The 24,573-nt window shown below is 57.1% G+C and carries 26 protein-coding genes and 1 pseudogene; 13 read left to right on the top strand and 14 right to left on the bottom strand.

What is annotated here, in order from left to right; all coding sequences use genetic code 11:
- Window positions 1–102: 102 nt before the first annotated feature.
- Window positions 103–969, top strand: coding sequence for a MurR/RpiR family transcriptional regulator (locus THEVEDRAFT_RS06075; protein WP_006583835.1), 867 nt, complete (start codon window positions 103–105; stop codon window positions 967–969).
- 82 nt (window positions 970–1,051) lie between these two features.
- Here the strand turns inward: THEVEDRAFT_RS06075 and THEVEDRAFT_RS06080 are convergent, their stop codons facing one another.
- The 4 genes and pseudogenes from THEVEDRAFT_RS06080 to THEVEDRAFT_RS06095 form a co-directional block, all read right to left on the bottom strand.
- Window positions 1,052–1,732: a metal-dependent hydrolase gene (locus THEVEDRAFT_RS06080; RefSeq protein ID WP_006583836.1), complete on the bottom strand. Its 681-nt coding sequence runs from the start codon at window positions 1,730–1,732 to the stop codon at window positions 1,052–1,054.
- A gap of 65 nt (window positions 1,733–1,797) precedes the next feature.
- Window positions 1,798–3,606, bottom strand: a complete 1,809-nt coding sequence (gene aspS / locus THEVEDRAFT_RS06085; RefSeq protein WP_006583837.1) for an aspartate--tRNA ligase — start codon at window positions 3,604–3,606, stop codon at window positions 1,798–1,800.
- Window position 3,607: 1 nt separating this feature from the next.
- Window positions 3,608–4,892: pseudogene (hisS, locus tag THEVEDRAFT_RS06090) on the bottom strand (histidine--tRNA ligase).
- Window positions 4,893–5,144: 252 nt separating this feature from the next.
- Entirely contained in the window at window positions 5,145–5,405 is a 261-nt protein-coding gene (locus THEVEDRAFT_RS06095) for a stage V sporulation protein S (RefSeq protein ID WP_006583839.1), read from the bottom strand.
- Window positions 5,406–5,600: 195 nt separating this feature from the next.
- Between THEVEDRAFT_RS06095 and THEVEDRAFT_RS06100 the strand changes: the two genes are divergently transcribed.
- A complete protein-coding gene (locus THEVEDRAFT_RS06100; protein ID WP_006583840.1) occupies window positions 5,601–6,380 on the top strand; it encodes a L,D-transpeptidase in 780 nt (259 codons plus the stop codon).
- Window positions 6,381–6,423: 43 nt separating this feature from the next.
- On the opposite strand, the gene THEVEDRAFT_RS06105 is transcribed toward THEVEDRAFT_RS06100, so the two are convergent.
- Complete coding sequence (locus THEVEDRAFT_RS06105) at window positions 6,424–6,678, bottom strand: hypothetical protein (protein WP_006583841.1); 255 nt, start codon at window positions 6,676–6,678, stop codon at window positions 6,424–6,426.
- Between the two features lie 183 nt (window positions 6,679–6,861).
- Here THEVEDRAFT_RS06105 and THEVEDRAFT_RS06110 point away from each other — a divergent pair, with 183 nt between their 5' ends.
- From THEVEDRAFT_RS06110 to THEVEDRAFT_RS06120, 3 genes are read left to right on the top strand one after another with little or no spacing between them, the layout of a single operon-like run.
- Window positions 6,862–8,040, top strand: coding sequence for a type III PLP-dependent enzyme (locus THEVEDRAFT_RS06110; protein WP_006583842.1), 1,179 nt, complete (start codon window positions 6,862–6,864; stop codon window positions 8,038–8,040).
- 5 nt (window positions 8,041–8,045) lie between these two features.
- Complete coding sequence (locus THEVEDRAFT_RS06115) at window positions 8,046–8,834, top strand: amino acid ABC transporter ATP-binding protein (RefSeq protein ID WP_006583843.1); 789 nt, start codon at window positions 8,046–8,048, stop codon at window positions 8,832–8,834.
- On the top strand, window positions 8,834–10,396 hold the full coding sequence (locus THEVEDRAFT_RS06120) for an ABC transporter substrate-binding protein/permease (protein ID WP_006583844.1): 1,563 nt from the start codon (window positions 8,834–8,836) through the stop codon (window positions 10,394–10,396). The genes THEVEDRAFT_RS06115 and THEVEDRAFT_RS06120 overlap by 1 nt, the downstream gene beginning before the upstream one ends.
- A gap of 102 nt (window positions 10,397–10,498) precedes the next feature.
- On the opposite strand, the gene THEVEDRAFT_RS06125 is transcribed toward THEVEDRAFT_RS06120, so the two are convergent.
- Window positions 10,499–10,903, bottom strand: a complete 405-nt coding sequence (locus THEVEDRAFT_RS06125; RefSeq protein WP_006583845.1) for a thioesterase family protein — start codon at window positions 10,901–10,903, stop codon at window positions 10,499–10,501.
- 34 nt (window positions 10,904–10,937) lie between these two features.
- Window positions 10,938–12,161: an amidohydrolase family protein gene (locus tag THEVEDRAFT_RS06130; RefSeq protein ID WP_006583846.1), complete on the bottom strand. Its 1,224-nt coding sequence runs from the start codon at window positions 12,159–12,161 to the stop codon at window positions 10,938–10,940.
- A 102-nt stretch (window positions 12,162–12,263) separates the two neighbouring features.
- Between THEVEDRAFT_RS06130 and THEVEDRAFT_RS06135 the strand changes: the two genes are divergently transcribed.
- From THEVEDRAFT_RS06135 to THEVEDRAFT_RS06150, 5 genes are read left to right on the top strand one after another with little or no spacing between them, the layout of a single operon-like run.
- Window positions 12,264–12,881: a trimeric intracellular cation channel family protein gene (locus tag THEVEDRAFT_RS06135; RefSeq protein WP_006583847.1), complete on the top strand. Its 618-nt coding sequence runs from the start codon at window positions 12,264–12,266 to the stop codon at window positions 12,879–12,881.
- On the top strand, window positions 12,878–13,951 hold the full coding sequence (locus THEVEDRAFT_RS06140; protein WP_006583848.1) for a class I SAM-dependent RNA methyltransferase: 1,074 nt from the start codon (window positions 12,878–12,880) through the stop codon (window positions 13,949–13,951). The genes THEVEDRAFT_RS06135 and THEVEDRAFT_RS06140 overlap by 4 nt, the downstream gene beginning before the upstream one ends.
- Window positions 13,952–13,990: 39 nt before the next feature.
- Window positions 13,991–14,344, top strand: coding sequence for a hypothetical protein (locus tag THEVEDRAFT_RS06145; protein WP_156787127.1), 354 nt, complete (start codon window positions 13,991–13,993; stop codon window positions 14,342–14,344).
- Complete coding sequence (locus tag THEVEDRAFT_RS09475; protein WP_156787128.1) at window positions 14,331–14,507, top strand: hypothetical protein; 177 nt, start codon at window positions 14,331–14,333, stop codon at window positions 14,505–14,507. Before THEVEDRAFT_RS06145 ends, THEVEDRAFT_RS09475 begins: the two co-directional genes overlap by 14 nt.
- Before the next feature lie 46 nt (window positions 14,508–14,553).
- Window positions 14,554–15,198, top strand: a complete 645-nt coding sequence (locus THEVEDRAFT_RS06150; protein ID WP_245522616.1) for an SAM-dependent methyltransferase — start codon at window positions 14,554–14,556, stop codon at window positions 15,196–15,198.
- 152 nt (window positions 15,199–15,350) lie between these two features.
- On the opposite strand, the gene THEVEDRAFT_RS06155 is transcribed toward THEVEDRAFT_RS06150, so the two are convergent.
- Window positions 15,351–16,115 carry an SIMPL domain-containing protein gene (locus tag THEVEDRAFT_RS06155; RefSeq protein WP_006583851.1) on the bottom strand — a complete coding sequence of 255 codons (765 nt, stop codon included), beginning with the start codon at window positions 16,113–16,115 and terminating at the stop codon, window positions 15,351–15,353.
- A 1-nt stretch (window position 16,116) separates the two neighbouring features.
- Complete coding sequence (gene proC, locus THEVEDRAFT_RS06160; protein ID WP_006583852.1) at window positions 16,117–16,977, bottom strand: pyrroline-5-carboxylate reductase; 861 nt, start codon at window positions 16,975–16,977, stop codon at window positions 16,117–16,119.
- 399 nt (window positions 16,978–17,376) lie between these two features.
- Here proC and THEVEDRAFT_RS06165 point away from each other — a divergent pair, with 399 nt between their 5' ends.
- The 3 genes from THEVEDRAFT_RS06165 to pdxT all read left to right on the top strand — a co-directional run bounded on the left by THEVEDRAFT_RS06165 (window position 17,377) and on the right by pdxT (window position 19,892).
- On the top strand, window positions 17,377–18,273 hold the full coding sequence (locus THEVEDRAFT_RS06165) for a PLP-dependent cysteine synthase family protein (RefSeq protein WP_006583853.1): 897 nt from the start codon (window positions 17,377–17,379) through the stop codon (window positions 18,271–18,273).
- Between the two features lie 159 nt (window positions 18,274–18,432).
- Window positions 18,433–19,320 carry a pyridoxal 5'-phosphate synthase lyase subunit PdxS gene (gene pdxS / locus THEVEDRAFT_RS06170; protein ID WP_006583854.1) on the top strand — a complete coding sequence of 296 codons (888 nt, stop codon included), beginning with the start codon at window positions 18,433–18,435 and terminating at the stop codon, window positions 19,318–19,320.
- Between the two features lie 2 nt (window positions 19,321–19,322).
- Window positions 19,323–19,892, top strand: coding sequence for a pyridoxal 5'-phosphate synthase glutaminase subunit PdxT (gene pdxT / locus THEVEDRAFT_RS06175; RefSeq protein WP_006583855.1), 570 nt, complete (start codon window positions 19,323–19,325; stop codon window positions 19,890–19,892).
- Window positions 19,893–20,069: 177 nt separating this feature from the next.
- Here the strand turns inward: pdxT and THEVEDRAFT_RS06180 are convergent, their stop codons facing one another.
- Genes THEVEDRAFT_RS06180 through THEVEDRAFT_RS06195 form a run of 5 tightly spaced genes read right to left on the bottom strand, consistent with a single transcriptional unit; the run spans window position 20,070 to window position 24,537 of the window.
- Entirely contained in the window at window positions 20,070–21,005 is a 936-nt protein-coding gene (locus THEVEDRAFT_RS06180; RefSeq protein ID WP_006583856.1) for a nucleoside hydrolase, read from the bottom strand.
- A gap of 6 nt (window positions 21,006–21,011) precedes the next feature.
- Window positions 21,012–21,980, bottom strand: coding sequence for an ABC transporter permease (locus THEVEDRAFT_RS06185; protein WP_006583857.1), 969 nt, complete (start codon window positions 21,978–21,980; stop codon window positions 21,012–21,014).
- 2 nt (window positions 21,981–21,982) lie between these two features.
- Window positions 21,983–22,252, bottom strand: a complete 270-nt coding sequence (locus THEVEDRAFT_RS09865) for an ABC transporter permease (protein ID WP_245522617.1) — start codon at window positions 22,250–22,252, stop codon at window positions 21,983–21,985.
- A complete protein-coding gene (locus tag THEVEDRAFT_RS06190; RefSeq protein ID WP_245522618.1) occupies window positions 22,245–23,024 on the bottom strand; it encodes an ABC transporter permease in 780 nt (259 codons plus the stop codon). Before THEVEDRAFT_RS06190 ends, THEVEDRAFT_RS09865 begins: the two co-directional genes overlap by 8 nt.
- Window positions 23,017–24,537, bottom strand: coding sequence for an ABC transporter ATP-binding protein (locus THEVEDRAFT_RS06195; protein WP_006583859.1), 1,521 nt, complete (start codon window positions 24,535–24,537; stop codon window positions 23,017–23,019). The genes THEVEDRAFT_RS06190 and THEVEDRAFT_RS06195 overlap by 8 nt, the downstream gene beginning before the upstream one ends.
- Between the last annotated feature and the right edge of the window lie 36 nt (window positions 24,538–24,573).

Consider the following 24,573-nt stretch of genomic DNA (forward strand, 5'->3'; position numbering starts at 1 on the left):
TCAAGGGGTTAACGCGTCCCAGTCGTCGGTGTCACTGTGGCGGTTTTGAAGGTAAGGGGCGAAAAATCCTGTGATCCCAATGATGACGGAAGGGGTGTAAACATGGACAGTGCCCAGCTTCAGGCGCTGATGATGGAACGGGTGGAGGCCATGCCCAACAAGGCAAGGCGTGTAGTTGAATACCTGTTATCAAACATGCGGGAGGCGGCCTTCAGGTCCATAGGGGACGTGGCGGAGGATCTCAACGTCTCCAAGGCCCAGCTGGTTAGAGTTGCCCGGATGCTCGGTTTCGATGGCTACTCGGAGCTAAAGGACGCACTGCAGAAGGCCATCCTCGAACAGGTGAACCCCGCCGCCATGTTGGCCAAGGTATCCAGCTCGGAGGAGAGCCTTCCAGACACCATATACCGAATGGAGCATGCCAACTTAGACGACACCTGGTCCCAGATGTCCGCCTCAAGCGTGTCCGTTTTCTGCGATATGGTTCAGCGGGCACGAAACATATATTGCATAGGATGGGGCATATCCTCCATGGTGGCGGAGTCACTGCAGGTACGCCTTCGGGTAATGAACCTGAACTCCTTCCTGCTCAAGCGTGGAACCCTAACGCTGCATGAACAGGTACGGGTGGCAGGCAAGGAGGACCTTCTGGTGGTCTGCGAGCTCCCAAGCTACGTGGTGGAGGTAACCGAATCCGTGGAGACCGCCCATAACAATGGCTGCAAGGTCATCTCCATAACCGATAGCCCCGCAGCTCCGGTCTGCCGGTTCGCGGAGCTCTCAATGTACGTCTCCGCCTCCTCCCCCACCTTCGGGAGCAGCATCATAGGCCCCCTGTTCCTGGTACACGTGATAACCTCCGTCTTGGCAATCCGCATGGGAGACCGGGCAAAGAAAGCATTGGAGGAACAGGCCAAGTTCCTGCACGACGAGCGCATCTTCCATCCGGTCTTCGGCCTCAGGTACTGATCAGCCCTATCGAGGATCAAGCAGTAGGGGGGCGGCCAGCCCCCCTGCTAGTCCGACCCTAAATAACCCCTCTTTAGGATCATTACCCTATCGTCAAAGACTCCCCCGGAGACAGTATCACGGTCTCCGCCTCATCCCCCACGAGCTGGGAAAACCTTTTAGGATCCGCTTTTATTGGGGGGAAGGTGTCATAGTGCATGGGGACCACCTTCTTGGGCTTTATCATGCTCACCGCCCTGGCGGCATCTTCACAATCCATCACATAGAAGCCCCCGATGGGCAACAAGGCCAGATCTATGCCCTCCTGAGCCAAAAGCCCCATGTCTGCGGTAAGCCCGGTGTCCCCGGCGTGGTAAACCCTTACCCCGCAGGCCTCTATCACGAAGCCGCAGGCAAGCCCACCATAGGCCACTGTATCCCCCAGGTCCACCCCGGAGCCGTGAAGGGCCTTGACCATGCGGACGCTGCCGAAGGGCATAGGGGTCCTACCGGCGAAGTACATCCCCATGGTCCTCACCCCCCGGCGGGCAAGGATTAGGGACAGCTCGTAGTTGCACACCACCGTAGCCCCGGATTCCCTTGCGATGTCCACCGTATCCCCCAGGTGATCCCCATGACCGTGGGTCACGAAGATCCACTGCGGTCTTATCCCTTCAGCCCCTTTGGCCGCGGGGTTACCGCTTATGAAGGGATCCACCAGGGCGCTGAAGGAGTCCCCCTCCAGGTAAAAGGCCGCATGTCCAAGAAACCTGACGGAAAGCAAAGGCAACACCCCCTGTCTTGGATTACCGGATCAACCCGTCATCTTCAGCCAAGTTAGAGACACGGTCAATCCGCTGGGTTGTCCTCCTTAAACGTGCTGGCTATGTAAAGCTCATCCAGCTGGGACTTGTCCACCCAAGAGGGAGCCCCAGAGAGCAGGCACTGGGCCCTTTGGGTCTTGGGGAAGGCCATTACCTCCCTTATGGACTTAGCCCCACAGAGCATCATAACCAGTCGGTCAAACCCAACGGCAAGCCCACCGTGGGGAGGCGTCCCATAGGACAGGGCATCCAACAGGAAACCGAACCGATCCCTCAGCTGCTCCTCCGAGAAGCCCAACACCTTGAACACCTTCTCCTGCACCGCCGGGTGATGTATCCTAATGGACCCGCCCCCAACTTCGCTTCCGTTAAGCACCAGATCGTAAGCCCTGGACCTGACAGAAAGGGGATCGGACTCCAGCTTCTCCAGGTCATCCAGCTTGGGGGAGGTAAACGGATGATGCACCGAGACGCAACGGCCCTGCTCCTCATCCCACTCGAAAAGCGGGAAGTCCACCACCCAAAGGAAACGCCACCCATCCTCCACCAATCCAAGGGAGCGGGAGACTTCAAGCCTTATGGTACCTAGGACCTCACAGGCCAAACGCCAGGACTTATCCGCCAAGACCAGGAGGGCATCTCCCTCCTCCAATGCGGATACCTCCAGCAACTTCTCTCTTGCCCCCTCGTCCATCCCCTTGACGAAGGGCCCTTTAAGCCCCTCCTGGGTCCGCTGTATGACCGCCAATCCCTTGGCCCCCAGCTCCACAGCCCTGGCCTCCAGGTTGGACACGTCCTTCCTGGAGAGCTTGGCACCCCCTTGGAGTCTCAGCCCTTTAACCGTACCCCCTTCCTCCACCAGACTCTTCAAGGGAGAGCCCTCAAAAGCCATGACGGACGATAGATCCACCATATGGGACGGTATTCTAAGGTCCGGCTTGTCACTTCCGTAAAGGTCCATGGCCTCCCGCCATGTGATCCTCTTGAACGGAGTTGGTATATCCTCCCCCAACACGTGAGAGAACAGCCCCTTCACGTAACCCTCGAGCAGTGAGAACACGTCCTCCTCGGTGATGAAGCTCATCTCCAGGTCCACCTGGGTGAACTCCGGCTGGCGGTCCGCCCTCAAGTCCTCATCCCGGAAACACTTGACTATCTGGAAGTACCGGTCGCAGCCAGAGACCATGAGGATCTGCTTGAATATCTGAGGGGACTGGGGAAGGGCAAAGAACTTGCCGGGGTTTACCCTGCTGGGCACCAAAAAGTCCCTCGCCCCCTCCGGGGTAGACTTGGTGAGCATTGGGGTCTCCACCTCAAGGAAGCCATTCTCGGAGAAGTAGCTCCGGGTGAAGAGCGCGGCGGCGCTGCGAACCCTGAGGTTATGCTGCATCCTATCGCGCCTCAGATCCAGGAAGCGGTGCTTAAGCCGCAGGTTCTCGTCAACCCTGTCCGCCTCGTTGATCTCGAAGGGAAGCGGCTTGGAGGGAGCCAGCACCTGGATGTCCTCCGCCACAACCTCCACCTGCCCGGTGGGCATGTCGGGATTCTCGGTGCCCTCGGGCCGCGGGCTGACGCGCCCCTTCACCGCGAGGACGTACTCGCTGCGCACGTCCTTGGCCTTCTCATGGGCCAATGGGGCCACCTCGGGGTTTATCACCACCTGGACAAGACCGGTATAGTCCCACAGCTCAAGGAATATGATCCCCCCCAGGTCCCTGCGGCGCCTGAGCCATCCGTTTAACACCACGGGTTTGCCAGACAGCGGCAGCCCTACCTCACCGCACTTAACGGTCCTCTTCCAAGCCTCCCCGAAGAGGCCCTCTGAAACGGACATCCTACCTTACCTCCCCTGCTATCTTTCTAAAGATGACCTCCGCCACGGTTGAAAGGGGCGCTTCCTCTTGGTTGCCCCTTCCCATGTCCTTGATGGCCGCCACGGACTTCTCAAGCTCACTGCGGCCGATTATGCAAACCCAAGGGACATCCTTCTGGGAAGCCAGCTTCATCTGGGCCTTGAAGGACTTCCCGGAGTAATCCATGTCCGCCCTAACACCCAAGGAACGAAGCTCCTTTAAAACGCCCGCCACGGCGAGGCGAACCTCCAGGTCCTGGTCAGCGGACACCAGGAAGACCTGGCAGTTAGGGGCCTCTCCAAAGGAGCAGCCTTGGCTCTCCATGGTTATCACGATCCGCTCTATGCCGGACGCGAAGCCGACGCCGGGCACGAAGGGGCCTCCTATGGCCTCCGCCAGGTGGTCATATCGTCCACCGCCGCACACCGCGTTCTGGGCTCCCAGGTCTCCGGACAGTATCTCATAGGCGGTCTTGGTGTAGTAGTCGAGCCCCCGGACAAGCCTCTTGTCCAGGCTAACCTTGGCGCCTACCGCGTCCAAACCGCGGAGAAGGGCATCGAAGTGCTCCCTGCACTCATCGCACAGGTGATCCGTCATGGCAGGGGCCTCCTCGGTCAGTTCCTTGCACGAGGGATTCTTGCAGTCCAATATCCTCAAGGGGTTCCTGGAAAAACGTCCCTGGCAGGTCTCACAGAGCTGCTCCAAGCGGGGCATAAGGTAATCGGTCAAGGCCTTTCGATGCTCCGGCCGACACTTGGGACAGCCCACGGAGTTGAGGACCACTTCTAGGTTTGAAAGTCCAAGCCTGCGGTAGAGTTCCAGGGATAAACCTATGACCTCCAGATCCACCAGTGGATCCTGCCACCCCCAACGCCTCCACGTCCACCTGCCAGAACTGCCGGTAGCGTCCCTTCTGGGGCCTCTCGTAGCGGAACATGGGGCCAGCGCTCCAAAGCTTCACCGGCTGAGTCTGGTTCCTCAGGTCATGCTCAAGGTATGCCCTCACCATGGACGCGGTTAGCTCCGGCCTCAGGGTTATGCTCCTGCCCCCCCGGTCGGTGAAGGTATACATCTCCTTCTCAACCACGTCGGTGGTATCCCCTATGCCCCGGCAGAAGAGCTCCGTGTGCTCGAAGATGGGAAGCTGAACCTCCCGGTATCCGAAGTCATCCGCCACGTCACGGCACACCTTAAGGACGTACGCCCACTTCCACGATTCCTCGGGCATGATGTCCTTGGTTCCCCTAGGCGCCCTTATGGCCTCCATCTCTCTTATCCCCCCAAGACTTTAAATTATGAAGACGCGGATCCCTCCACGGCAAACCCCAAAAAGAGATCCCCTAAAATGCTTATCCCCTCATATTACTAAAACGGGGTCCCCCGTGACAACTCACGGGGGACCCCGAGATGAATCGGTTCCCGCTGTTTATCGCCCCAACGGGTAGCCTAGCGGACACGGCTCGATCACTTTAAGCTCTGGAAGCCTTGTGGCCAAGTCTCCCAGTAGTTCTAGACGATCTTAACGGGACTCCAGGAGGAACTTGATGGCGGTCCTCTCCTCGTTGTCTATCTCTATCCTGGCGAAGGCGGGAATGCATATCAGGTCAATCCCGTTGGGGGCCACGTAACCCCGGGCGATGGCTATGGACTTCACCGCCTGGTTAACCGCCCCAGCTCCCACTGCCTGGACCTCAACGGAACCGGACTCCCGAAGAACCGCCGCAATGGCACCAGCCACGGACTTCGGCTGGGAGTTTCCTGAGACCTTAAGAACTTCCATATCGCTTCCCCTCCCTTAAGCTTGTAGATGTGACGACGCGCGCCCGGCTTGAAGCACATAAAGCGCATCGAAAGGCCTCTTGCTCGCAAAAGGCAAACCCTTTCCAAGGGGCTTTGGAATACTATAAAACAAACCGTTCAAAGATGCTATAATCTTCGCCTAAAGGCCACCATACATCAGGAGGATGCCCCGAGCTTGAGGAAGATTGCTGCCCTTTTAGCTGCAGCGCTGGTTATGATCTCCGCTGCGACGGCCCAAGCAAGACCCTTCACCGTCGAGGATGACGAGTACTGGATCAAGATAGACAAGGCAAAGCTAAGGCTCTACCTCATGAAAGGGGACGAGCCTTTTAAGTCCTTCCCTGTGGCAATAGGGAGAGGCAAGGGGGACGTAAAGAAGGATCGCCTGGACCTCATAACTCCCGTGGGGGTTTTCAAGGTTCGCCGAATCCTACAGGATGCCAGGAACCTGGTCTTCGATCCTGCGTGGTTCAATGAGCCCGGGGAACCGCAGAAGGGCGTTTACGGCAGCAAGCTCATATCCTTCTACAACCCATGGCAGATAGCCATACACGGCACGAACAGTCCTGGCTCAATAGGCAAGAGGGTCACCCACGGCTGCATAAGGATGAGGAACCGGGACATAGAGAAGCTGGTGGCCTACATAGCCCCGGGCACCAAGATATGGATAACCCCGGGGGAAGTAAAAAACGGTGATCAGCCAAAAGGGGATAAGGCGATCAAGGCACCGGAAGGGACTTGGAACGGCAAGGGCGCGGAGGCAAGGGCTGGAAAGGTCAGACGCAACACAGAGAGCGCAAAGGCCCCCTCACCAGAGCCCATCACCATGACCCCGCAGGATCAGGATGCGGATAACAACAATTCCTCGGGAACCCAAGACGCCCCCAATGGGACTGAAGACCCGCGCATCACCCCCTCCCGGGGCAGCAAGGACGGCAAGAAGGAGTATCTGTAGCGCTTAGAGGAAGTGTTCAACGTTCAAAGCTAAAAGACCGGGGCTAACCCTTACGTTCCTCCAACATGGCCTTGACCCTACGCAGCTCCTCCTCGGTGCGCTCTATGTCCTCCCTGGTCTGGGCTATCCATCGTTCCCGGGTGGCGGGGTCTATGGACTCCGCCTTGGGGTCCGATGTCAGGAACGCCAGCTTCTTGCGCTGGATATTTAGCCAGTCGGTCCGTTTCTTAACATAGGATTCGTCATACTTCAGGTTAAGCAGATCCTCGTCTTCTTCCCTCACGAAAGCTCGGCTCATGTTGCGAACAACCTCCAGTCCTGCAACATTTTATGCGTCACAGCCCCATCGGGGGGACATGGCACGTTCAAGAGGTCATATAAATATAACACCAAATGGGATTGCTCATTAAGGTGTAAGCCATTAAACTTCTCCAGGGCTCGCCGAAATGAGCGCACAAAAAAGGGGAGGAGAGAGGAAAATTTGAAGACACCCATCTACACCTTTGACCTGGACAGATACTTCACTCCGGACAGGTTCGAGAGGATTAAGGCCTTCGCCGCCCAGAAGGAGACACCTTGCTTAGTGGTGGACATTTCCAAGGTGGTGGAAAGGTACGACGAGATAAAACGAGAGATGGGCTTTGCGACGTGCTACTATGCGGTTAAGGCCAACCCCCACGAACAGGTGGTTAGGGCCCTTGCAGACCGGGGCAGTCATTTCGATGTGGCCTCCATATACGAGCTGGACCAGCTCCTTTCCATGGGTATAGAACCGGAGAGGATAAGCTACGGCAACACGATCAAAAAGGCCGGGGACATAGCCTATGCGTACTCCAAAGGGGTCCGGGTGTTCGCCACGGACTGTGAATCGGATCTTAGGAAGATAGCGGAAAACGCACCGGGGTCCAAGGTGTTCTACCGGATCCTGTCGGACTGCAGCGGGGCGGACTGGCCTCTTTCGAGGAAGTTTGGGACCCATCCGGACTCCATATATCGCTTAATAGGGCTATCTAAGAGGCTGGCGGTTGAGCCGTATGGTCTTTCGTTCCACGTGGGATCCCAACAGAGGGACATAGGTCAGTGGGGATTCCTCATATCTACTTGTAAGTATCTGTTCGACTCCGCCAGAGAGTTCGACGTGGAGCTCAAGATGATCAACCTGGGGGGAGGACTGCCCGCCCAGTATCTGGAGCCCACGGCACCGCTGTCCGTTTACGCCTCTGAGATAAAGCGCTTCCTAAGGGAGGATTTTGGGGAGCAGCTACCGGAGATATGGATAGAACCGGGCCGGGGTATGGTGGGGGACGCGGGGGTACTGGTCTGCGAGGTGGTGATGATCTCTAAGAAGTCCCAGACAAACCCATACAGCTGGGTCTACCTGGACGCTGGCAAGTTCGGAGGCCTGATAGAGACCCTGGACGAGGCCATAAAATACCCCATATACGTGGATAAAAAGGGACCCAGCCAGAAGGTAATACTGGCAGGCCCCACCTGCGACAGCGTGGACATCCTATACGAGCACTTCAAGTACGAGCTGCCGGTGAGCCTGGCGGAGGGAGACAGGGTTTACTTCCTCACCACCGGTGCTTACACCGCCAGCTACTGCTCCGTCAACTTCAACGGGTTCCCCCCGATTAAAACTTACGTGTTCGAGGGGTAGGAAGGATGAACGGAAGGGCTCAACCCCTTGTGGTGGTGGAAAACCTCTGCAAGGGATTTGAAGATGGAGAGGTGCTCAACAACATAAACCTCACCATAGAGGAAGGGGACCTGGTATCCATAATAGGCCCGTCGGGCTGTGGGAAGTCCACTCTTTTGAGGTGTCTTAACTGTCTTGAGATCATGGATCGAGGACGCCTTACGGTGTGCGGTCACACCTTAGAACGGGACGGCAGCGAAAAGGGCTACGGCAAGGATACTCTCATGAAGGCCCATGAGATCCGGAAAGAGGTGGGGATGGTGTTTCAGTCCTTCACCCTCTTCCCCCACAAGACGGTGCTGGAGAACGTAATGCTGGCCCCCATGGTGGTCAAGGGGGAGGATCGGGACGTTGCGGAGGCCAGGGCAGTGGAGCTTCTCAAGAAAGTGGGGCTTGGGGACCGGATGAACCGATACCCCTCAACCCTTTCGGGGGGACAAACCCAGCGGGCCGCCATAGCAAGGGCCCTGGCGATGAACCCAAGGGTCATGCTTTACGATGAACCCACATCAGCCCTGGACCCGGAGCTTGTTGGAGAGGTCCTTCAGGTCATGAGGGACCTGGACGCGGAGGGGATGACTCAGATAATAGTCACCCACGAGATGCGGTTCGCCAAGGACGCCTCGGATTACGTGGTATTCATGGACCGGGGGGAGATCGTAGAGATAGAGGACGGAGAGATCCTCTTCTCCTCCCCGAAGAACGAACGCACCAGGGAGTTCTTGAGACACCTGGTGGGGACGGGGATAGCGTGATGGGGCGCCGATGCTTGGGCATCCCGTTCCTCGGGATGTTGGTGTTTGTGTTGATATCGTGCCTTCTTCTGCCATGGACTGCATCTGGGCAGGAGAAGGTTTTGCGCTGGGCCGGGGACTCCGAGGGGGGCGTACCCTTCATGTTCAACGACCCCAAGAACGTGGACCGTCTCATCGGCTTCGAAGTGGATATAATCGAGGCGGTGGCGCGGGAGATGGGACGCAAACCGGTGTTCGTCAACAACAGCTGGGACAACCTGATACCGGGGCTAAATCGCAAGCTCTACGACGTGGCCATAAACGGTCTTGAGGTTACCCCGGAGCACCAGCAGGAAGTGGCGTTCTCCATCCCCTACTACCATACTTACCTGCAGATAGCGGTAAGAAGGGATAACAAGGACATAACCTCCTTCGAGGACCTCAAGGACAAGACCGTGGGAACCCTCAAGCAGTCCTACTCCTACTTCCTGCTGAAGGAGCTGGGATGCAAGGACATAAGGACCTACATAGTGGAGGCCAACGCCTACGACGATCTAACGAACGGCAGGCTGGACGCAACCCTGTTCGATGCCCCGATAGCCATGTACTCCGCTGGGTTCAACCCGGACGTCAAGTTCGTTGGCGAACCGGTGGGCAGCATGACCTATGCAATAGCGGTGCGCAAGGAGGACAAGGCGCTGCTCCGGGAGATAAATGCCGCCCTCATGAAGCTCCGGGACACGGGGGAGTTAAGGCGCATATACGATCGATGGAACCTATGGAACCCGGTGATGGCCAAGGAGTGGAACGACTTCTCCCCTCCGAAAAGCCCTCCTTATGCCTATAACGACTGGGCGGAGGCTCACAAGCCAAGGGTTTCCCTAAAAGACCTCATCAAGCGGTACATAAGCTTCTTGCCCACCTTTGGGGAGGCCGCGCTGGTAACCTTAAAGGTTTCGGTGTGCGCCATGCTGCTCGCCATGGCGGTAGGTTTCATCCTGGCCATCATGAGGGTCTTCGGCCCCAAGTGGGCATCCGCCTTGGCTTTGGGCTACATAGAGGTCATAAGGGGTACGCCGGTGCTGATACAGCTCTTCTTCATCTTCTACGGCCTTCCCAACGTGGGGATAAAGCTATCCCCCTTCATGGCTGGGGTAATAGGTCTAGGGCTCAACTACGCGGCATACGAGGCGGAGAACTACCGGGCAGGCCTCCTGGCGGTACCAAGGGGACAGATGGAGGCGGCGCTGGCGCTTTCCATGACCCGATGGCAGGCCTTAAGACACGTGGTCGTTCCTCAGGCATTCCGGGTGGTCATACCTCCGGTTACCAACGACTTCATATCGCTCCTCAAGGACTCGTCGCTGGTATCCATAATAACAATGGTGGACCTCACCAAGGCATACGGCCAAATCGCCGCCACGTACTACGACTACTTCGGCACCGGGATAATGGTGGCCGCCATATACCTGTTGCTTGGACTGCCCTTCGTAAGGCTCTCCCGGTGGGCGGAGAGGAGGTTCTCAATCCAGGACAGGGAGAAGCAGCGCCACCACGAACAGATGATGCGAGGCTGGCATTAGGGGAACGAAGGTCAAGGAAGAGGGGGGACGAGAGCCCCCTCTTCCTTATTGGGAAATCACGCGACCCTGCTCATACTGGGGCTTGTGCTGTCAGGACAACGGTCAACGGCCCTGCCGCTCTGCCACCTTCCGCTCCAGGGCGGACACGTGAACCACCGCACGCTCCTGGGTACCCTTAGCCACCGGACCGTACATATCACTGGCGACCATGGAAAAGAACACCCTGTTGCCCTCTACGCTGTCCAGGGAAACGGTGAACGCCACGTCCTCCCCCAAGACAGCAGGAGCTAGGTTCTCCACGTGGGACATAACCCCAACCGATACCAACCCCTCCGGGAGCTTGGGGTCTAGCATCTCCACCGCCAGCTGGGTCATGGTCTCAAGACAGGCGGCGGTTGAAAGGAACTCCTCCAACGCCTTGGATTTATTCCCCACCGTGTCGGACGTGGACACCTTCTTGACCAGTCTCTTTACCGTGCCTATCGGCAGGATCTCTCTGAGGTCCATCGGATCACCTCCTTAACTTTACCTTTTTATTATATCATAACACGTTCCAATCCGACGTTATGTACCTAATGCGCTCCTCCACCGCATTGAGATCCATGGTCAAGAGGGTGCCCCGGGATACAACCTTACGTCCCCCTACGAAGACGTCCCAGACACGCCCTTCGTTGAGGACCTTAAGGTCTCCCAAGGAACCAAGCTCCATGGATCCCACATTGCCGCACCGCATGTCAAAAGGCACGATAGGAACTGACACCCCGAACTGCTCAAGGGCAAATTCCCGTTCCTCCTGTATGCTCAGACCGTAGTTGCTGGCCTCCCCATCGGTGCCGAGGTAAACCGGTATGCCCCTTTCAAGCAACCCACGGACGTCCGGAAGCCCCACCCCCATTCGGTGGTTCATCCTAAGGTTCAAGACCACCGATGCCCCCATCTGGGCAAGAAGGTCCTTTTCCTCTTGGGACAACCATATGCAATCGGAGAGCAGGAGCCTAACCGGGCCAGTTCTCTCCAGAAGTCGGGCCAGCACGAAGACCGGCCGCTCTCCATAGAGGTCCAAGCATAGGTCCACATCTCCCTTGTCCTCGGAGAGGTGAAACTGAAGCGGTGAGCCAAGCTCCGACGCAAGCTCCAACACCCTGGCCACAGCACCCAGGGTGTTGGCATGAAAGCTGTGAAGCGAAGGGGCAACCTGTACCTCCGCAAGCCCATTGAACTCCTCCATGAGGGAGATTAGGTGGTTCTCGTAGTAGGGTCCTTCGAAGTAGCTTTCCTGGGAAGCCCGCTTTTCAGGATAGGCCTCCTTGGATACCAAGTCGTAATTCATCCTCCCGAACAGGATCCTAATGCCTGAGTCAAGGGCCGCTTTTATCACCTCCCGGTCCAAGGCGTTACCCATGCGGTTGTGGCAGTAGAATGAGACCGCAACGGAGGTTATGCCGTTCAGAAGCATGCGGCCAAAGGCCCTGCAGCAGCTCAAGTAGACGAGTTCAGGGGTCATGTGGACGCTGTGGGCGTATATGGTCCTCCTGCACCAGGTAGGAAGATCCCAGCCCTCCTCCACCATCTCGGCGTAAACGGACTGTTCCGGGTGACTGTGCCCGTTGAAGTCCCCCGGCATCACGGAAAATCCCCCCTGGTAGTCCTCAATCCTCTCCACCGTGGAGTCCCCCAATGGGACCTCCAATGGATCCACAAGGAAACCGCCCTTAACCGCCGCCACAGGCCTGCCGTCAATCCTTATCAAGACGTCCGATCCCAATTACCCACACCTCCAAAACCCCTAACCTAAGATCAGGGCGGGAAAATCCTTTCTATTCTATGATAAACTCCTGTTTGCTGAATTAAGGAGGCCTGGTAAGTCGTGATCCTGTGGAACCTGTTCGAAGCATTGGGCACCGCGGCCTTCGCGGCCTCCGGGGCCCTTACGGGAGTGAAGAAGGGCTTTGACCTCTTTGGGGTGTGCGTGCTGGGGCTTGTAACCGCGGTGGGAGGAGGCATAACCAGGGACATACTCTCCGGGAACCTGCCACCCCTGGCCTTGAGGGACCCGTATTACTGTCTAATAGCGGTTGCCACGTCCGTCCTGGTGTTTATAAGGCCCCTCCCGATACTTAAGATGGACAAGCTCATAGTGCTGATGGACGCGGTGGGGCTTGGGGCGTTCTCCGCTGGAGGCGGGATGCTGGCCATAAACATGGGGTTCCAAAGTGCCTTTACCGTGACAGCCATGGGGGTTATCACCGCGGTTGGGGGTGGGATCTTGAGAGATGTGCTATCCGGCTCAACCCCCCTGATATTCCACCGCGAGGTCTACGCGGTGGCAGCGCTGGCTGGATCCGCCACGCTCCTCCCAATCACGAGGGCCCTCAGCGGGGAACACGCCATGTACTTATGCATGATGATAACCACCGTATCAAGGATATACTGCGCCACCAAGGGCATACACCTGCCCTCCGGAAGGCCCGGGAGAAGACCATGAACCGTCTGGGATGCCACGACCAATGTCGGGGGTGCAAGTACAGAGACATCCCATATGAAGAGGGCATAAGGCTGAAGGAGGCGTGGGTGCACAGGGCGCTTGCCGATCACCGGGAGGTGATATCTCCCATTCGAGGCGTCGGTGAGGGGAGGACGTTGGGATACCGCAGGAGGGTCAGGCTTAAAGCCCTTCACGATGGATCCCGTTGGCGCTTCGGCATGATGAGGAGAGACCAGCTGATACCCCTGGAGGAATGCCCGGTTCAACAGGATCGGGTGAACCGCATGCTAAGGGTGCTCATGGGGCTTCCAAAGGGCATCCCGCTTTTCATGGTGTCGATAACCATGGCCCAGGTCGCATTGGTGTTCAAGGACAGGCACCTACCATCCGTTCAGTTCCCCTTGGAAGAGCTTGCCCATTGGGGTTGCCAGGGGCTCTGGGGGCACACAAACCCTTCGGCGGGGGTTAGGATCTTCGCCAAAAACGGGTGGCACTTGATATTTGGGAAGCCCTTCTCCTTCGATGAAACCGGCACCGCCTACGGGCCGTGGTCGTTCGCCCAGCAGATACCAGATCTCCACCGGGACTCCCTGATGAAGGCCTTGAACTTTCTAAGCCCCTCCCAAGGCAAGGGGGTGGCGGACCTATACTGCGGGGACGGGGCCTCTTTGGCACTGTGGTCGAGCCAAGGGGCGTCAACGTTGGGGGTGGAGGTATCCGGCATGTCCTTGAAGATGGGGGGCATCAATTCCCCGTCATCGTCGCTGCTGCAGGGCACATGTGCCCAGAGGGTCCCCCAGATAGCAGATTTTTTACGGCTCTTTCCGGTCGAAAGCCGACTCATCTACGCAAACCCTCCAAGGTCCGGGATGGAGGCGGAGGTTCTGAACATGCTGGGGGAGGTCGGTGTATGGCGCATGGCATACCTGTCCTGCGCCGCCTCAACCCTCTCCAGGGACCTGGCCAAGCTGTGCACGATGGGGTACAGGGTTGTCAAAGTCATCCCCTACGACTTCTTCCCCATGACCGATCACGTGGAGTGCCTGGCTTTGGTAGAAAGGAAAGGCTGAGTTAGGGAACGACACCAAGAGAGTGGCAAAAAACGAAGCGTGGAGGAACTGGACAGGGAGAGAAGCCGCCACAAGGGAGTACCGGATGACACCTTGGACGTGTGCCAAGGCAAATACCAAGGCCTTGACATGAACACCCTGCTAGATTTCGCAAAATATCAGCTTGTTTACTGGTCAAGCGACGACATGGCCGCAAATTTTAGGAGGATGATAGCTAGGGAGCGGCAAAGGAATCAACACATGCTAGATCTTTTCAACAAACACTTCGGGGTTGGCCCAGTAGAGTGCGTGCGTGACATATTAACCCAAAAGCTTAAAATAGACAAACACTCAGCAACAATAATATCTATAGGGTTAATTGGACCCATGTATTTTTACTATGAACTACTATGAACTTAAAGACGGCATTGACACAGAAAAATCACCAGAAAAAACCGAAGACATAACAACAGCAATAAATGATTACATTGATGTATACTTTGGAATGATTGACGAAATTGCAGCTAAAATTAATCGAGAGAGGGTTTTATGTGATGATGTACAAACTAAGCAATAAGTACCAGGACAAAAAGTTCATGGATAAAATAATGGGTCCTAACCCAATGAAGCTCACGGAAGAGCTCTTGATGGACCATAGGATACCCGAGGGCGCCGTGGTGTGTGACCTCGGCAGCGGCAAAGGGGTGACCAGCGTCTTCATGGCTTCCGAATACGGGTTCACCGTATACGCCCTGGATTTGTGGAGCGATCCGGCGGAGAACCAGGCCTTCTTCGATCAGTTCGAGTGCAGGGACCGGTTGATAGCCGTAAAGGGGGACGCCAATGACCTGCCCTTCGAAAGGAACTTCTTCGACGCCATGGTGAGCGTGGACTCGTACAACTACTTTGGTAGAGACCCCAACTTCCTGGACCAAAAGCTCATGGACTTCGTAAAGCCCGGGGGACTTATCTACATCGCCATCCCGGGGATGAAAAAGGACGTCCACCACAATCCCCCAAAGGAGCTGCTCCTTTCATGGACTGAAGATCAACTGGACTACATCCATGACGGGGACTACTGGAAATCAATGGTTGAGAAATCCCAGAAAGCAGAACTCATATCCATAGGGGAGATGCAAAGCTTCCAAGAGGTTTGGGATGATTGGCTCCAGATGGATAACCCCTACGCCGTGGAGGACAGGAAGGCGTTCCAGGCGGGGGGCGGTAAATACCTTAATTTCATATCCATAGTCCTGAGGAAGCGGTAGAGTACGGCAGCGCAAGCCGCGGGGGGACAAGTCAACCACCTAAAAACTCGTAACAGCCACAAAACCACAAAAAAGCCCCGGAAGGCCCTCGCCCCCGGGGCATATCTTTTTCAAGTTACCTATGGGCAGGGGGACGGATCCCCCAAGCCCCATCAGTCCTCCAGGTAGTACTGAACGGTGGTCACCACCCTGACCCTCTTGTAGTCCGGGGATCCCTTGTCCCGATCCTCTATGCTGAAGTATCCCTGCTCCGCCCGCCTTATCCCCCCAAGGCGGCTGTTGGAGTCCTTGGCAAACTGTTCCGCCGCGTTCCTGGCGCTAACCGTGGCCTCCGCCACCATCTTGGGCTTTATGGAGTCCAGCTTGGTAAATATGAACTCCGGCATGACCCCGTACTCCTGGGACAACACAACCCCCTTGCTCACCAGCTCACCGGACCGCTCCATGGCCCTCTTGACCTTATCAACCTGGTTGGTTCGCAAGGTCACGAAGCTCTGGGCCACGTAGCGCTCGTCCAGCTTGGAAGCCTGATCCACCCCGTACTGGGTCTTAAGGTCGTTTATCTGGGGAGGAGACTCGCTTATCTCCTCCGGCTTGAAGCCAAGGGAGAGGAGAAACGCCCTTATCTCCCCCTTAGCCCTGTCGTTAAGCCTCTGCAGGCTAGCCAGGTCGTTGGCGGAAACCTTGAACATTATGGGCCAAACCGCAAGGTCCGCCCTAACCTCCATCTCGGAGAACCCCTTCACCGTAACGTAACGGTCAATGCTCTTAAGCTTCCCCAGAGAACCGGCGATGAGGAAGGCGGATAACACCAAGGAAACCCCCAGCAACGCCGCTGGAACCGTCAAGCAGCCCTTTCTCTCATCCACTCTGAACACCCCTTCCTCAAGACAGGAAAATATAAGAACCCATGCCACTTTAGCGCTCTTTAACCTGCATAGCAAGTATCCCCTTGTCCATCGCGCTCCGCCTAGCGGAGTCCGCCAGCTCAACGGACCTTAAAGCCGCAGCGGAAACCGCCCTCATGAAGGCGGTCCTCACCCTACCCTCCTCCAACTCGTAAAGCCCCTCTATGGTAACCCCTCCGGGGGTTATCACCTGATCCCTAAGCTCCGCCGGATGACCACCGGACTCCAACAGCAGGGACGAGGCCCCTATGGCGGTGTTGGCCGCCGCCCTAAGCGCCAGGTCCCTGGGAAGCCCTGCCTTGAGGGCTCCAAGTATCATGGCCTCCAAAACCGTGTACATGTACGCAGGGCCGCTGCCAGACATGGCAGTTAGCACGTCCAGGTACTGTTCGTCCACCTTCTCAAAGGCCCCCATGGATCTGAAGACGCTTCTCACCACTGCCTCCTCCTCTTCCCCAACGGCTAAACCGTTGGAGTAGACCGTATACCCCCGCCTTATCCGGCATGCGGTGTTTGTCATGGCCCTCACCACCGGGAAGGGACAGACCGCCTCCATCATCTGGATGGTCATGGCCGCCGCCAGCGATACCACCACCTTAGGAGCAGCCTCCGGAGCTACCTCAGATATCTGCGACATGACCTCCAGCACCTGATATGGCTTCACCGCCAATATCACCACATCAGCCCATGACGCAGCCTCCTGGTTAGCCCCTCCCTCCTCCACCCCAGCCTCTAAAAGCTCCGTGGGGATGCCACCTCTCCTACGGGTCACCATCACCTGGAAATGAGGCCTGAGCGCCATGGCCACCGCACTGCCTATGGTTCCAGCCCCTATTATGGCCACCCTGTTAACTTCAACCGCCCTGTCCATACTCAACACCTCCCATGAAAATAAAACAGGGCCGCCCCCGAAGGGACGGCCCAAACCCTAATCTCCCGGTAAACGCCTTAAGATCTCACCAGCTTCAAATCCTAAGGCCGAGGACGGGCAAAGGGCATCCTTCCGGGGAACCCCAAGGGCTCCCCGGGCTAGGGATCATCTGAAACCCAGACCAGTCAAACGCCGCCTTCAAGATCCCAACCCCTCCCCGCAACATACGGGGGATTGTAAAACAAGTCGAACCAAGTGTCAAACCAATAATTTAATCAGATGGCTCCAGATCAATCATCATCACTGAGGATTAAAATTTTCATTTCCCAGCTTTATTGACATATCCTAAGATGAGAATCAAAATCCTTAACGTCAATTACTTCGAGGGAGGAATAAAATTTGAGAGAAGGAATCCTTGCCCACGTGGGCAACACCCCCATGGTACTCCTCAAGAACTCGTCACCCAATCCAAACGTAAAGATATGGGCCAAGCTTGAGATGCTCAACCCCAGCGGGTCGTTGAAGGACCGGGTTGCCCTGTCGATCGTCGAGGGGGCGGAAAAGCGCGGCGAACTCAGGCCTGGCATGACCTTGGTGGAGGCCACCAGCGGAAACACCGGCATAGCTCTCGGCATGGTGGCGGCGGTCAAGGGATACAAACTTAAGATCTTCATGTCCGAGGCCAAGACCATAGAGAGGCGGAAGATCCTTAAGTACTGGGGAGCTGACTTGGTGCTCACCACGAAGGACGACCCGGACAGCCACATACTCTCCGCCATGGCATACGCCAAGGAGAACCCGGACTGCTTCTACGCGAACCAGAACGAGAACTTCGATAACGTGGAAGCCCACAGGACCGGCACCGGTGTTGAGATCATAGAGCAGCTCAACGGCCAGGTGGACGCTTTTGTGGCTGGGTTCGGCACCGGCGGCTGCCTCATGGGGGTGGCCAAGGCCTTCCACGACAAGGGCGTCCCAGCCAAGGTCTACGGGGTGGAGCCAATGCCCAACACCGGTGGCATCGATGGGCTCAAACACCGCTCAGAGTCCTACCAGCCCCTCATCGCAGACAGGGGGCTCCTGGCAGGGATAATAGACGTCAGCCGGGATGAGGCCATAGCGGGAGCCAAGGCCATATCCGCCAAAGAGGGCATAATGGCCGGCATGTCCTCCGGAGCCACCCTTCACGGGGCCCAACAGCTGGCCCTAAAGATGGACCGGGGCAACATCGTGGTCATCTTCGGCGACCGGGGAGAGCGGTACTTCAGCACCCCCATCTTTGACTACCAGGGGTAGGGACGAAAACTTAAAAAAGCATGAGCACAGATGGGGCCCCTAACCGCTCTGCTCTGTGCCGTACCAGAGAGGCGCTTAGCTCCCCCGGGGATGTCCATGTCCTCCCCGGGGGAACTGTTATATCCTCCGGGCTAGACGGGGAAAGGAGGCGCCTTAACCATGAACTTTGAGGACCAGGGATGGAAACTGAAGGACGGACTCGCCAGGATGCTGGTGGGAGGGGTGATAATGGACGTCACCACCGCAGAGCAGGCGAAGATCGCAGAGGACGCAGGGGCTGCGGCGGTAATGGCCCTTGAGAGGGTGCCCGCGGAGATCCGCCAGCAGGGAGGGGTGGCCAGGATGGCGGACCCCAGCAAGATAATGGAGATACGAAATGCGGTCTCCATACCAGTGATGGCAAAGGCCAGGATAGGACACTTCGCAGAGGCCCGGGTCCTTGAGGCCTTAGGCGTTGACTTCATCGACGAAAGCGAGGTGCTGACACCGGCGGATCACGAGGCCCACATCGATAAAAACTCCTTCAAAGTACCCTTCGTGTGCGGCGCAAGAAACCTTGGAGAGGCTTTAAGAAGGGTAAACGAGGGAGCCGCCATGATAAGGACCAAGGGGGAAGCCGGCACCGGCGACGTATCCCAGGCGGTAAAACACGTAAAAACGATAAACAAGGAGATAGAATCCCTTGAGGGACTTGGGGAAGAGGACCTGTCCAGGCTTGCATTGGAGCTACGAGTCCCGCTGGAGCTCCTTAAGCGGTGCCGAGAAATTAAAAGGCTTCCGGTGGTGAACTTCGCCGCCGGCGGCATAGCTACCCCCGCGGATGCGGCGCTCATGATGAACCTCGGGTGCGACGGGGTTTTCGTGGGCAGCGGGATCTTCAAGAGCGAGAACCCCTCAAAGAGGGCGGAGGCCATCGTACAAGCGGTGACCCATCACGAGGACTGGGACCTGGTGGCCAAGGTCTCTGAAGGCCTTGGAGAGGCCATGAGAGGCATTTGCACCAGCTCCCTAGAGGAGGCCTCGCTCCTTCAGACCAGGGGTTGGTAACCATGCGGATAGGGGTGGTGGCCTTTCAAGGGGCCTTCAGGGAACACATCTCAAAGCTGGAACGTCTTGGGACAGATGTCATAGCGGTTAAGGTGCGGAAGGACCTCGACGGCTTAAACGGCATAGTAATCCCTGGGGGGGAGAGCACGGTGATAGGCCGTTTCCTCCATCAAAAAGGACTTTCAACAGTCATCGCCCAAAGGGTCCTGGAAGGTTCGTTGGCCCTCATGGGCACCTGCGCCGGGGCAATCCTGGCGTGCAAGAAGATCTCGAACAACCCTCCCATGGGAAGCATAGGGGTATTCCCCGCGGAGGCCAAGAGGAACCACTACGGCACCCAAAGAGACAGTTTCCAGGGGGACGTCACCTTTTACGACGGCCATCGGGTTCCTGGGGTCTTCATCAGGGCACCAAAGCTGGTCCCCCTTGAGGGGGCCTCGGTCTTGGGGCTGCACAACGGGGAACCGGCGGCGCTTTCATGGGGCCGATGCCTTTTGGTGTCCTTCCATCCGGAGCTCACCGATGATGACTCCGTACATAGCCTATTCCTTAAGATGTCATCAACGGGTTGATTGGGCAATCAAAAACCCTTAATAAGCGAAAAGTGAAGGCCCCGATGGGCAATGCCCCATCGATAGCGGTTGGGTCATACGCAAGGCGGCGGGGGTCTAAAAGGACACCCGCCGCTTCATGGATGATGAATGATGTGGGAGGGCTATGGGCCCCTATTTTAACGGTTCTAAGCCCATTTAAGAGTAGCGCCTTATGCAGGCTTCCAACAGGTCCCAGAACCTGTCGAGATCCAACGTAACCGCCACCTGGGCGTTTGGCTCCTTCTTGGTTACCCCGAAATAGTCGCAACAGGTCCTCCCGTAGGTATGCTCACCCCTCAGCTCCACGTCAACCCTCATGGGCTTGGTCACGAAAATGGAAGGATCTATGACGTACGCCACGGTTGTAGGATCGTGAAGGGGGGGAGCATCCCACCCGAAGATCTCCTCTTGTGTCTTAGAAAAGAACTCCATAAGCTCGACGAATAGCTTTGAGACCCGGTTGCCGATAGCCCCTATCCTTTCAATCACCTGGGAGGAACAGCGGACCTGCCTAGTAAGATCCAAACCCATCATCACGATAGGCCTTCCGGACGAGAACACCACGTGAGCCGCCTCGGGATCCGCATATATGTTGAACTCCGCGGAGGGGGTCACGTTGCCGAGCTGGTACGAGCCTCCCATGAGCACTATCCGCTTTATCTTCTCCACGATCCTGGGCTCCTTACGGATAGCCATGGCAACGTTGGTAAGAGGCCCGGTTGGGACGATCGTTATGTCCCCGTCTGAGCCCATAAGGGTTTCGATTATAAGATCCACCCCGTGCCTTGGGTCCTGTTGAACCGTGGGCTCATCGAACTTGGGACCATCCAGACCGGTAACCCCGTGAATGTCGTCCGCTATTATCTGCTCCCTAACCATGGGCCTGGACATCCCCGCCGCCACGGGAACGTCCTTGAGCCCCAGGACGGACGCTACGTTTAGGGCATTCTTCACCGTCTTGTCAAGCGTCTGGTTCCCCGCCACCACCGTAACGGCCATCAGCTCCACCGACGGGTGGGACCCCGCCATCATCATGGCCACCGCGTCATCGTGCCCCGGATCCACATCCAGGATGATCTTCTCCCTCTGCAACTTACATCACTCCTCCGCGTTTGCCGAGAGGGCGCTCATCCTGGCCCTCTGGGATCTTAGCTTCCTGTACATGGCAAGGCTTAGTATCGAAGCGGTAACTATATAAGGGATCATCAAGATGAACTGAGAGGGGAAGCCGAAGGTCTGAAGCCTTGCTCCCACCGAATCCGCCAGGCCGAAGATGAAACAGCCTATCATGCTCTTTACCGGGTCTCCCCCGCCGAAGAGCATTGCCGCCACCCCCATGAAACCCCTTCCGTTGGTCATGTTCTCCGCGAAGACCTTGCTGTAGCCCAGGGACAGGTAAGCCCCCGCAACACCTCCTATGATGCCCGAGTAGATCATGACCTCGAACTTGCGAAGCGCCACCCTTATGCCTGCGGTCTCCGCCGCCTTGGGGTTTAATCCCACACAACGGAGCCTAAGGCCCCACACGGTCCTGTAGAGCATGTACTGAAGGAAAAGCACCAGGAGGATTCCCACCGGTTCCAAGAGGGAGTAACCGTTGAACAGGCTGTCGAGGATCTCATTGGAGCCCAAAAAAGGCAGGCTGATCCTAGGCATTGGCACTATGGAGGGATCCATGAAGGAACCGGACTCCTTTAGGAGCCTGTTCAGCAGGAGCTTTGTTATGGCAAGGGCGAACATGTTGACCCCCATACCCACCACAAACACATCGGACTTGTACTTTATGTGGGCCAACGCCATGAACGAGGCTATGGCTACGCCCACAAGGACCGAGGCCCCAAGGGCCAAGAGCCAGCTGCCGGAAAAGTAACTCACCGCCACGGCGGTGAAAGCCCCGCAAAGCATTATCCCCTCCACGCCTATGTTCAATATGTCCGCCTGTTGGGTTATAACACACGCCATGGCGGCGTAAATTATGGGCATCGAGGATCTCAAAGTGGACCTTATTAGGGTGTAGTCCACCACCAAGGACAGGTTGTCCATCAAATCCGCCAAGGACTCCAGCATCTTCAGCCCCTCCCGACGGACCCATCGGATCCGGACTTGTTGATCTTGAAACTGAACTTAAAAAGCCCCTCCATAGAGGCCAACAGGATAAACAGCGCTATAACGGTGTCCACCAGGGCCTTGGGAACCCCGGTGAAACGTTCCATCCCCAAGGCCCCGGATTTAAGAGCCGCTAGGAAAAAGGAGAGGATGGGTATAAGCCTTATGTCGTTCCTGGCTATAAGGGACGCCAACATACCATCAAAGGCCAACCCGGGTGAGAAGTTATCCACGAAACAGCCGAAGACCCCCAAAACCTGTATGGCCCCCGCTACTCCCCCCCATGGCGCCGCTGGCTGCCATGGCCCAGAGCATGACCGCCTTGGAGTTTATGCCCACGTGCTCCGCGTACTGCCGGTTCTCCCCCACCGCCCGCAGCCTATAGCCCCAGGTGCTCTTGTGGACCACCCAGTAACAGGCCACCAGTATGGCTAAGCTCAAGAACAGACCGGTGTTCGCCATGCTTGGGGGCATTATGCGGGTGAGCAATAGGTAATCCGGCACCGGCGTGGTCTGGGGAGCCCCTAATCCGGAGGACAAGGGGTAGTTAACCAGATATGAGGTGAAGAAGATGGCCACGTAGTTGGCCAGTATGGTGACGCAGACCTCGTTGACGTCGTAGTAGGCCTTAAGGTAACCGGGGACAAGGGCCCAAAGGGCCCCCGCAAGCACCGCGGCGGCAAAGCATAGGAGCAGGTGAATCGGCCACGGCATCGGCCCAAAGGCCACGCCAACCCAAGCCGCCGCCATGGCTCCAAGGTAAAGCTCCCCCTCCACCCCTACGTTGAACACCGAGGCCTTGGAGGCCACAGAGAAAGCAAGGGCGGTTAGAAGCAGGGGTACGAACTTCTCCAGCGTACCGCCCAGGTTGAACTTTCCTACCAGCGCACCCTTGACCAGCTCAACATAGGACTCCACCGGATTCTGTCCCATCAGGGCTATGGCCGCAGCCCCCACCGCAAGGGCCAGAAGGGCGGTAAGGATGGAGTTCAAGAACTTATTCATTCACAGCACCCCCGGTCATCAAAAGCCCCAGCTTCTCCTCGTCCGCTTGATCCGCGTTTATGATCCCGGTTATACGCCCCTCGTAAAGAACCGCGATGCGGTCCGACAGGGATAGGATCTCCTCCAGGTCCGCGGATATCAGGACTATCGCGGTACCCTGGTCCCGGACCTTCACCAGCTCCTTGCGGATGTTCTCTATGGATCCTATGTCAACCCCCCGGGTGGGCTGGCAGGCAAGCAGCACCTTCGGCCCGGAGTCCACCTCCCTGGCCACCACTATCTTCTGGGCATTACCGCCGGAGAAACCGGTGGCAGGGGCATCCGCCAAAGGAGGCCTGATATCAAAGGTCTTTATGAGCCTCTCGGCGAAACGGTTGAGCTCCCCCTCCACCATGGCGATCCCCTTGGATATAGGGGGCTTGCGAAAAGCCAGGCCCGCCAGGTTCTCCTTCACCGTCATGACCCTGTTGAGCCCCCGGGTGTTCCGGTCCTCCGGAATGTGCGCAAGCCCGTTCTCCCTCACCTTGAGGGGGCTCATGTTCTGCACCTCTACCCCATCTATCTTCACCTTGCCCCGCTCCACGGGCCTCAAACCGGCTATGGCCTCCGCCAACTCGCTCTGGCCGTTGCCATCCACACCGGCTATGCCCAGTATCTCGGAACGCCGGACCTGGAACGATACCCCCCGTATCTTCGCATGCTCCTTGGAGCTGGGCACGTATATGTCCTCAACGCTCAAGATCACATCGCCAGAGGCAGCGGACTGGGACCTTTGAACCCCCAGGAAAACGTCCCGCCCCACCATGAGCCTCGCCAGCTCCGGAATAGAAGTTTGAGACTTCAAAACGGTGCCAACGTGGCGGCCCTGGCGCATCACGGTCATCCGGGACGCCACTTCCATGACCTCGTTCAGCTTGTGGGATATGAAGATGACCGACTTACCAAGTCCTGTGAGGGATCTTATTACCTTGAACAACCCCTCCGCCTCCTGAGGGGTGAGCACCGCGGTGGGCTCATCAAGTATTAGCACTTCCGCTCCCCTGTATAAGGCCTTTATTATCTCCACCCGCTGGGCCTCACCAACGGAGATGTCGTTTACCCGCTTCCTAAGGTCCACCCAGAGGCCATATTCATCCATTATGGAGGTGATCGCATCCTCCGCAGACTTGAAATCTATCTTGCCCATCGAAAGCCTGGGTTCAAAGCCAAGTATCACGTTCTCCAAAACCGTAAGCTGCTGGACCAGCATGAACTCCTGATGCACCATGCCTATGCCTCTGGCTATGGCTTCACCCGGGTTCTGGTGATGGAACGTATCCCCCTTGACGGTGATGGTGCCGGAATCAGCCTGATATACCCCGTAAAGGATCTTCATGAGCGTGGATTTCCCCGCCCCGTTCTCCCCTATAAGGGCATGGGCCTCGCCGGGCAACAGGTCAAAAAGACCCCCGTCTACCGCCCGAACCCCTGGAAAGTCCTTCACTATGTCCCTCATCAGAACTATAGGTTCCATCTGGGCTCTTTACACCCCTCAGTCTCCACGTGGGAG

It is taken from the genome of Thermanaerovibrio velox DSM 12556 (genome assembly GCF_000237825.1).
GTDB lineage: Bacteria > Synergistota > Synergistia > Synergistales > Synergistaceae > Thermanaerovibrio > Thermanaerovibrio velox.

Coding starts and splice junctions, on each gene's coding strand:
- THEVEDRAFT_RS06075 (WP_006583835.1), top strand. CDS start 103: ATGGACAGTGCCCAGCTTCAGGCGCTGATGATGGAACGGGTGGAGGCC.
- THEVEDRAFT_RS06115 (WP_006583843.1), top strand. CDS start 8,046: ATGAACGGAAGGGCTCAACCCCTTGTGGTGGTGGAAAACCTCTGCAAG.
- THEVEDRAFT_RS06125 (WP_006583845.1), bottom strand. CDS start 10,903: ATGGACCTCAGAGAGATCCTGCCGATAGGCACGGTAAAGAGACTGGTC.
- THEVEDRAFT_RS06095 (WP_006583839.1), bottom strand. CDS start 5,405: ATGGAAGTTCTTAAGGTCTCAGGAAACTCCCAGCCGAAGTCCGTGGCT.
- pdxS (WP_006583854.1), top strand. CDS start 18,433: ATGAACTTTGAGGACCAGGGATGGAAACTGAAGGACGGACTCGCCAGG.
- THEVEDRAFT_RS06120 (WP_006583844.1), top strand. CDS start 8,834: ATGGGGCGCCGATGCTTGGGCATCCCGTTCCTCGGGATGTTGGTGTTT.
- proC (WP_006583852.1), bottom strand. CDS start 16,977: ATGGACAGGGCGGTTGAAGTTAACAGGGTGGCCATAATAGGGGCTGGA.
- pdxT (WP_006583855.1), top strand. CDS start 19,323: ATGCGGATAGGGGTGGTGGCCTTTCAAGGGGCCTTCAGGGAACACATC.
- THEVEDRAFT_RS06190 (WP_245522618.1), bottom strand. CDS start 23,024: ATGAATAAGTTCTTGAACTCCATCCTTACCGCCCTTCTGGCCCTTGCG.
- THEVEDRAFT_RS09475 (WP_156787128.1), top strand. CDS start 14,331: ATGAACTACTATGAACTTAAAGACGGCATTGACACAGAAAAATCACCA.
- aspS (WP_006583837.1), bottom strand. CDS start 3,606: ATGTCCGTTTCAGAGGGCCTCTTCGGGGAGGCTTGGAAGAGGACCGTT.
- THEVEDRAFT_RS06150 (WP_245522616.1), top strand. CDS start 14,554: ATGAAGCTCACGGAAGAGCTCTTGATGGACCATAGGATACCCGAGGGC.
- THEVEDRAFT_RS06105 (WP_006583841.1), bottom strand. CDS start 6,678: ATGAGCCGAGCTTTCGTGAGGGAAGAAGACGAGGATCTGCTTAACCTG.
- THEVEDRAFT_RS06140 (WP_006583848.1), top strand. CDS start 12,878: ATGAACCGTCTGGGATGCCACGACCAATGTCGGGGGTGCAAGTACAGA.
- THEVEDRAFT_RS06195 (WP_006583859.1), bottom strand. CDS start 24,537: ATGGAACCTATAGTTCTGATGAGGGACATAGTGAAGGACTTTCCAGGG.
- THEVEDRAFT_RS06185 (WP_006583857.1), bottom strand. CDS start 21,980: ATGCTGGAGTCCTTGGCGGATTTGATGGACAACCTGTCCTTGGTGGTG.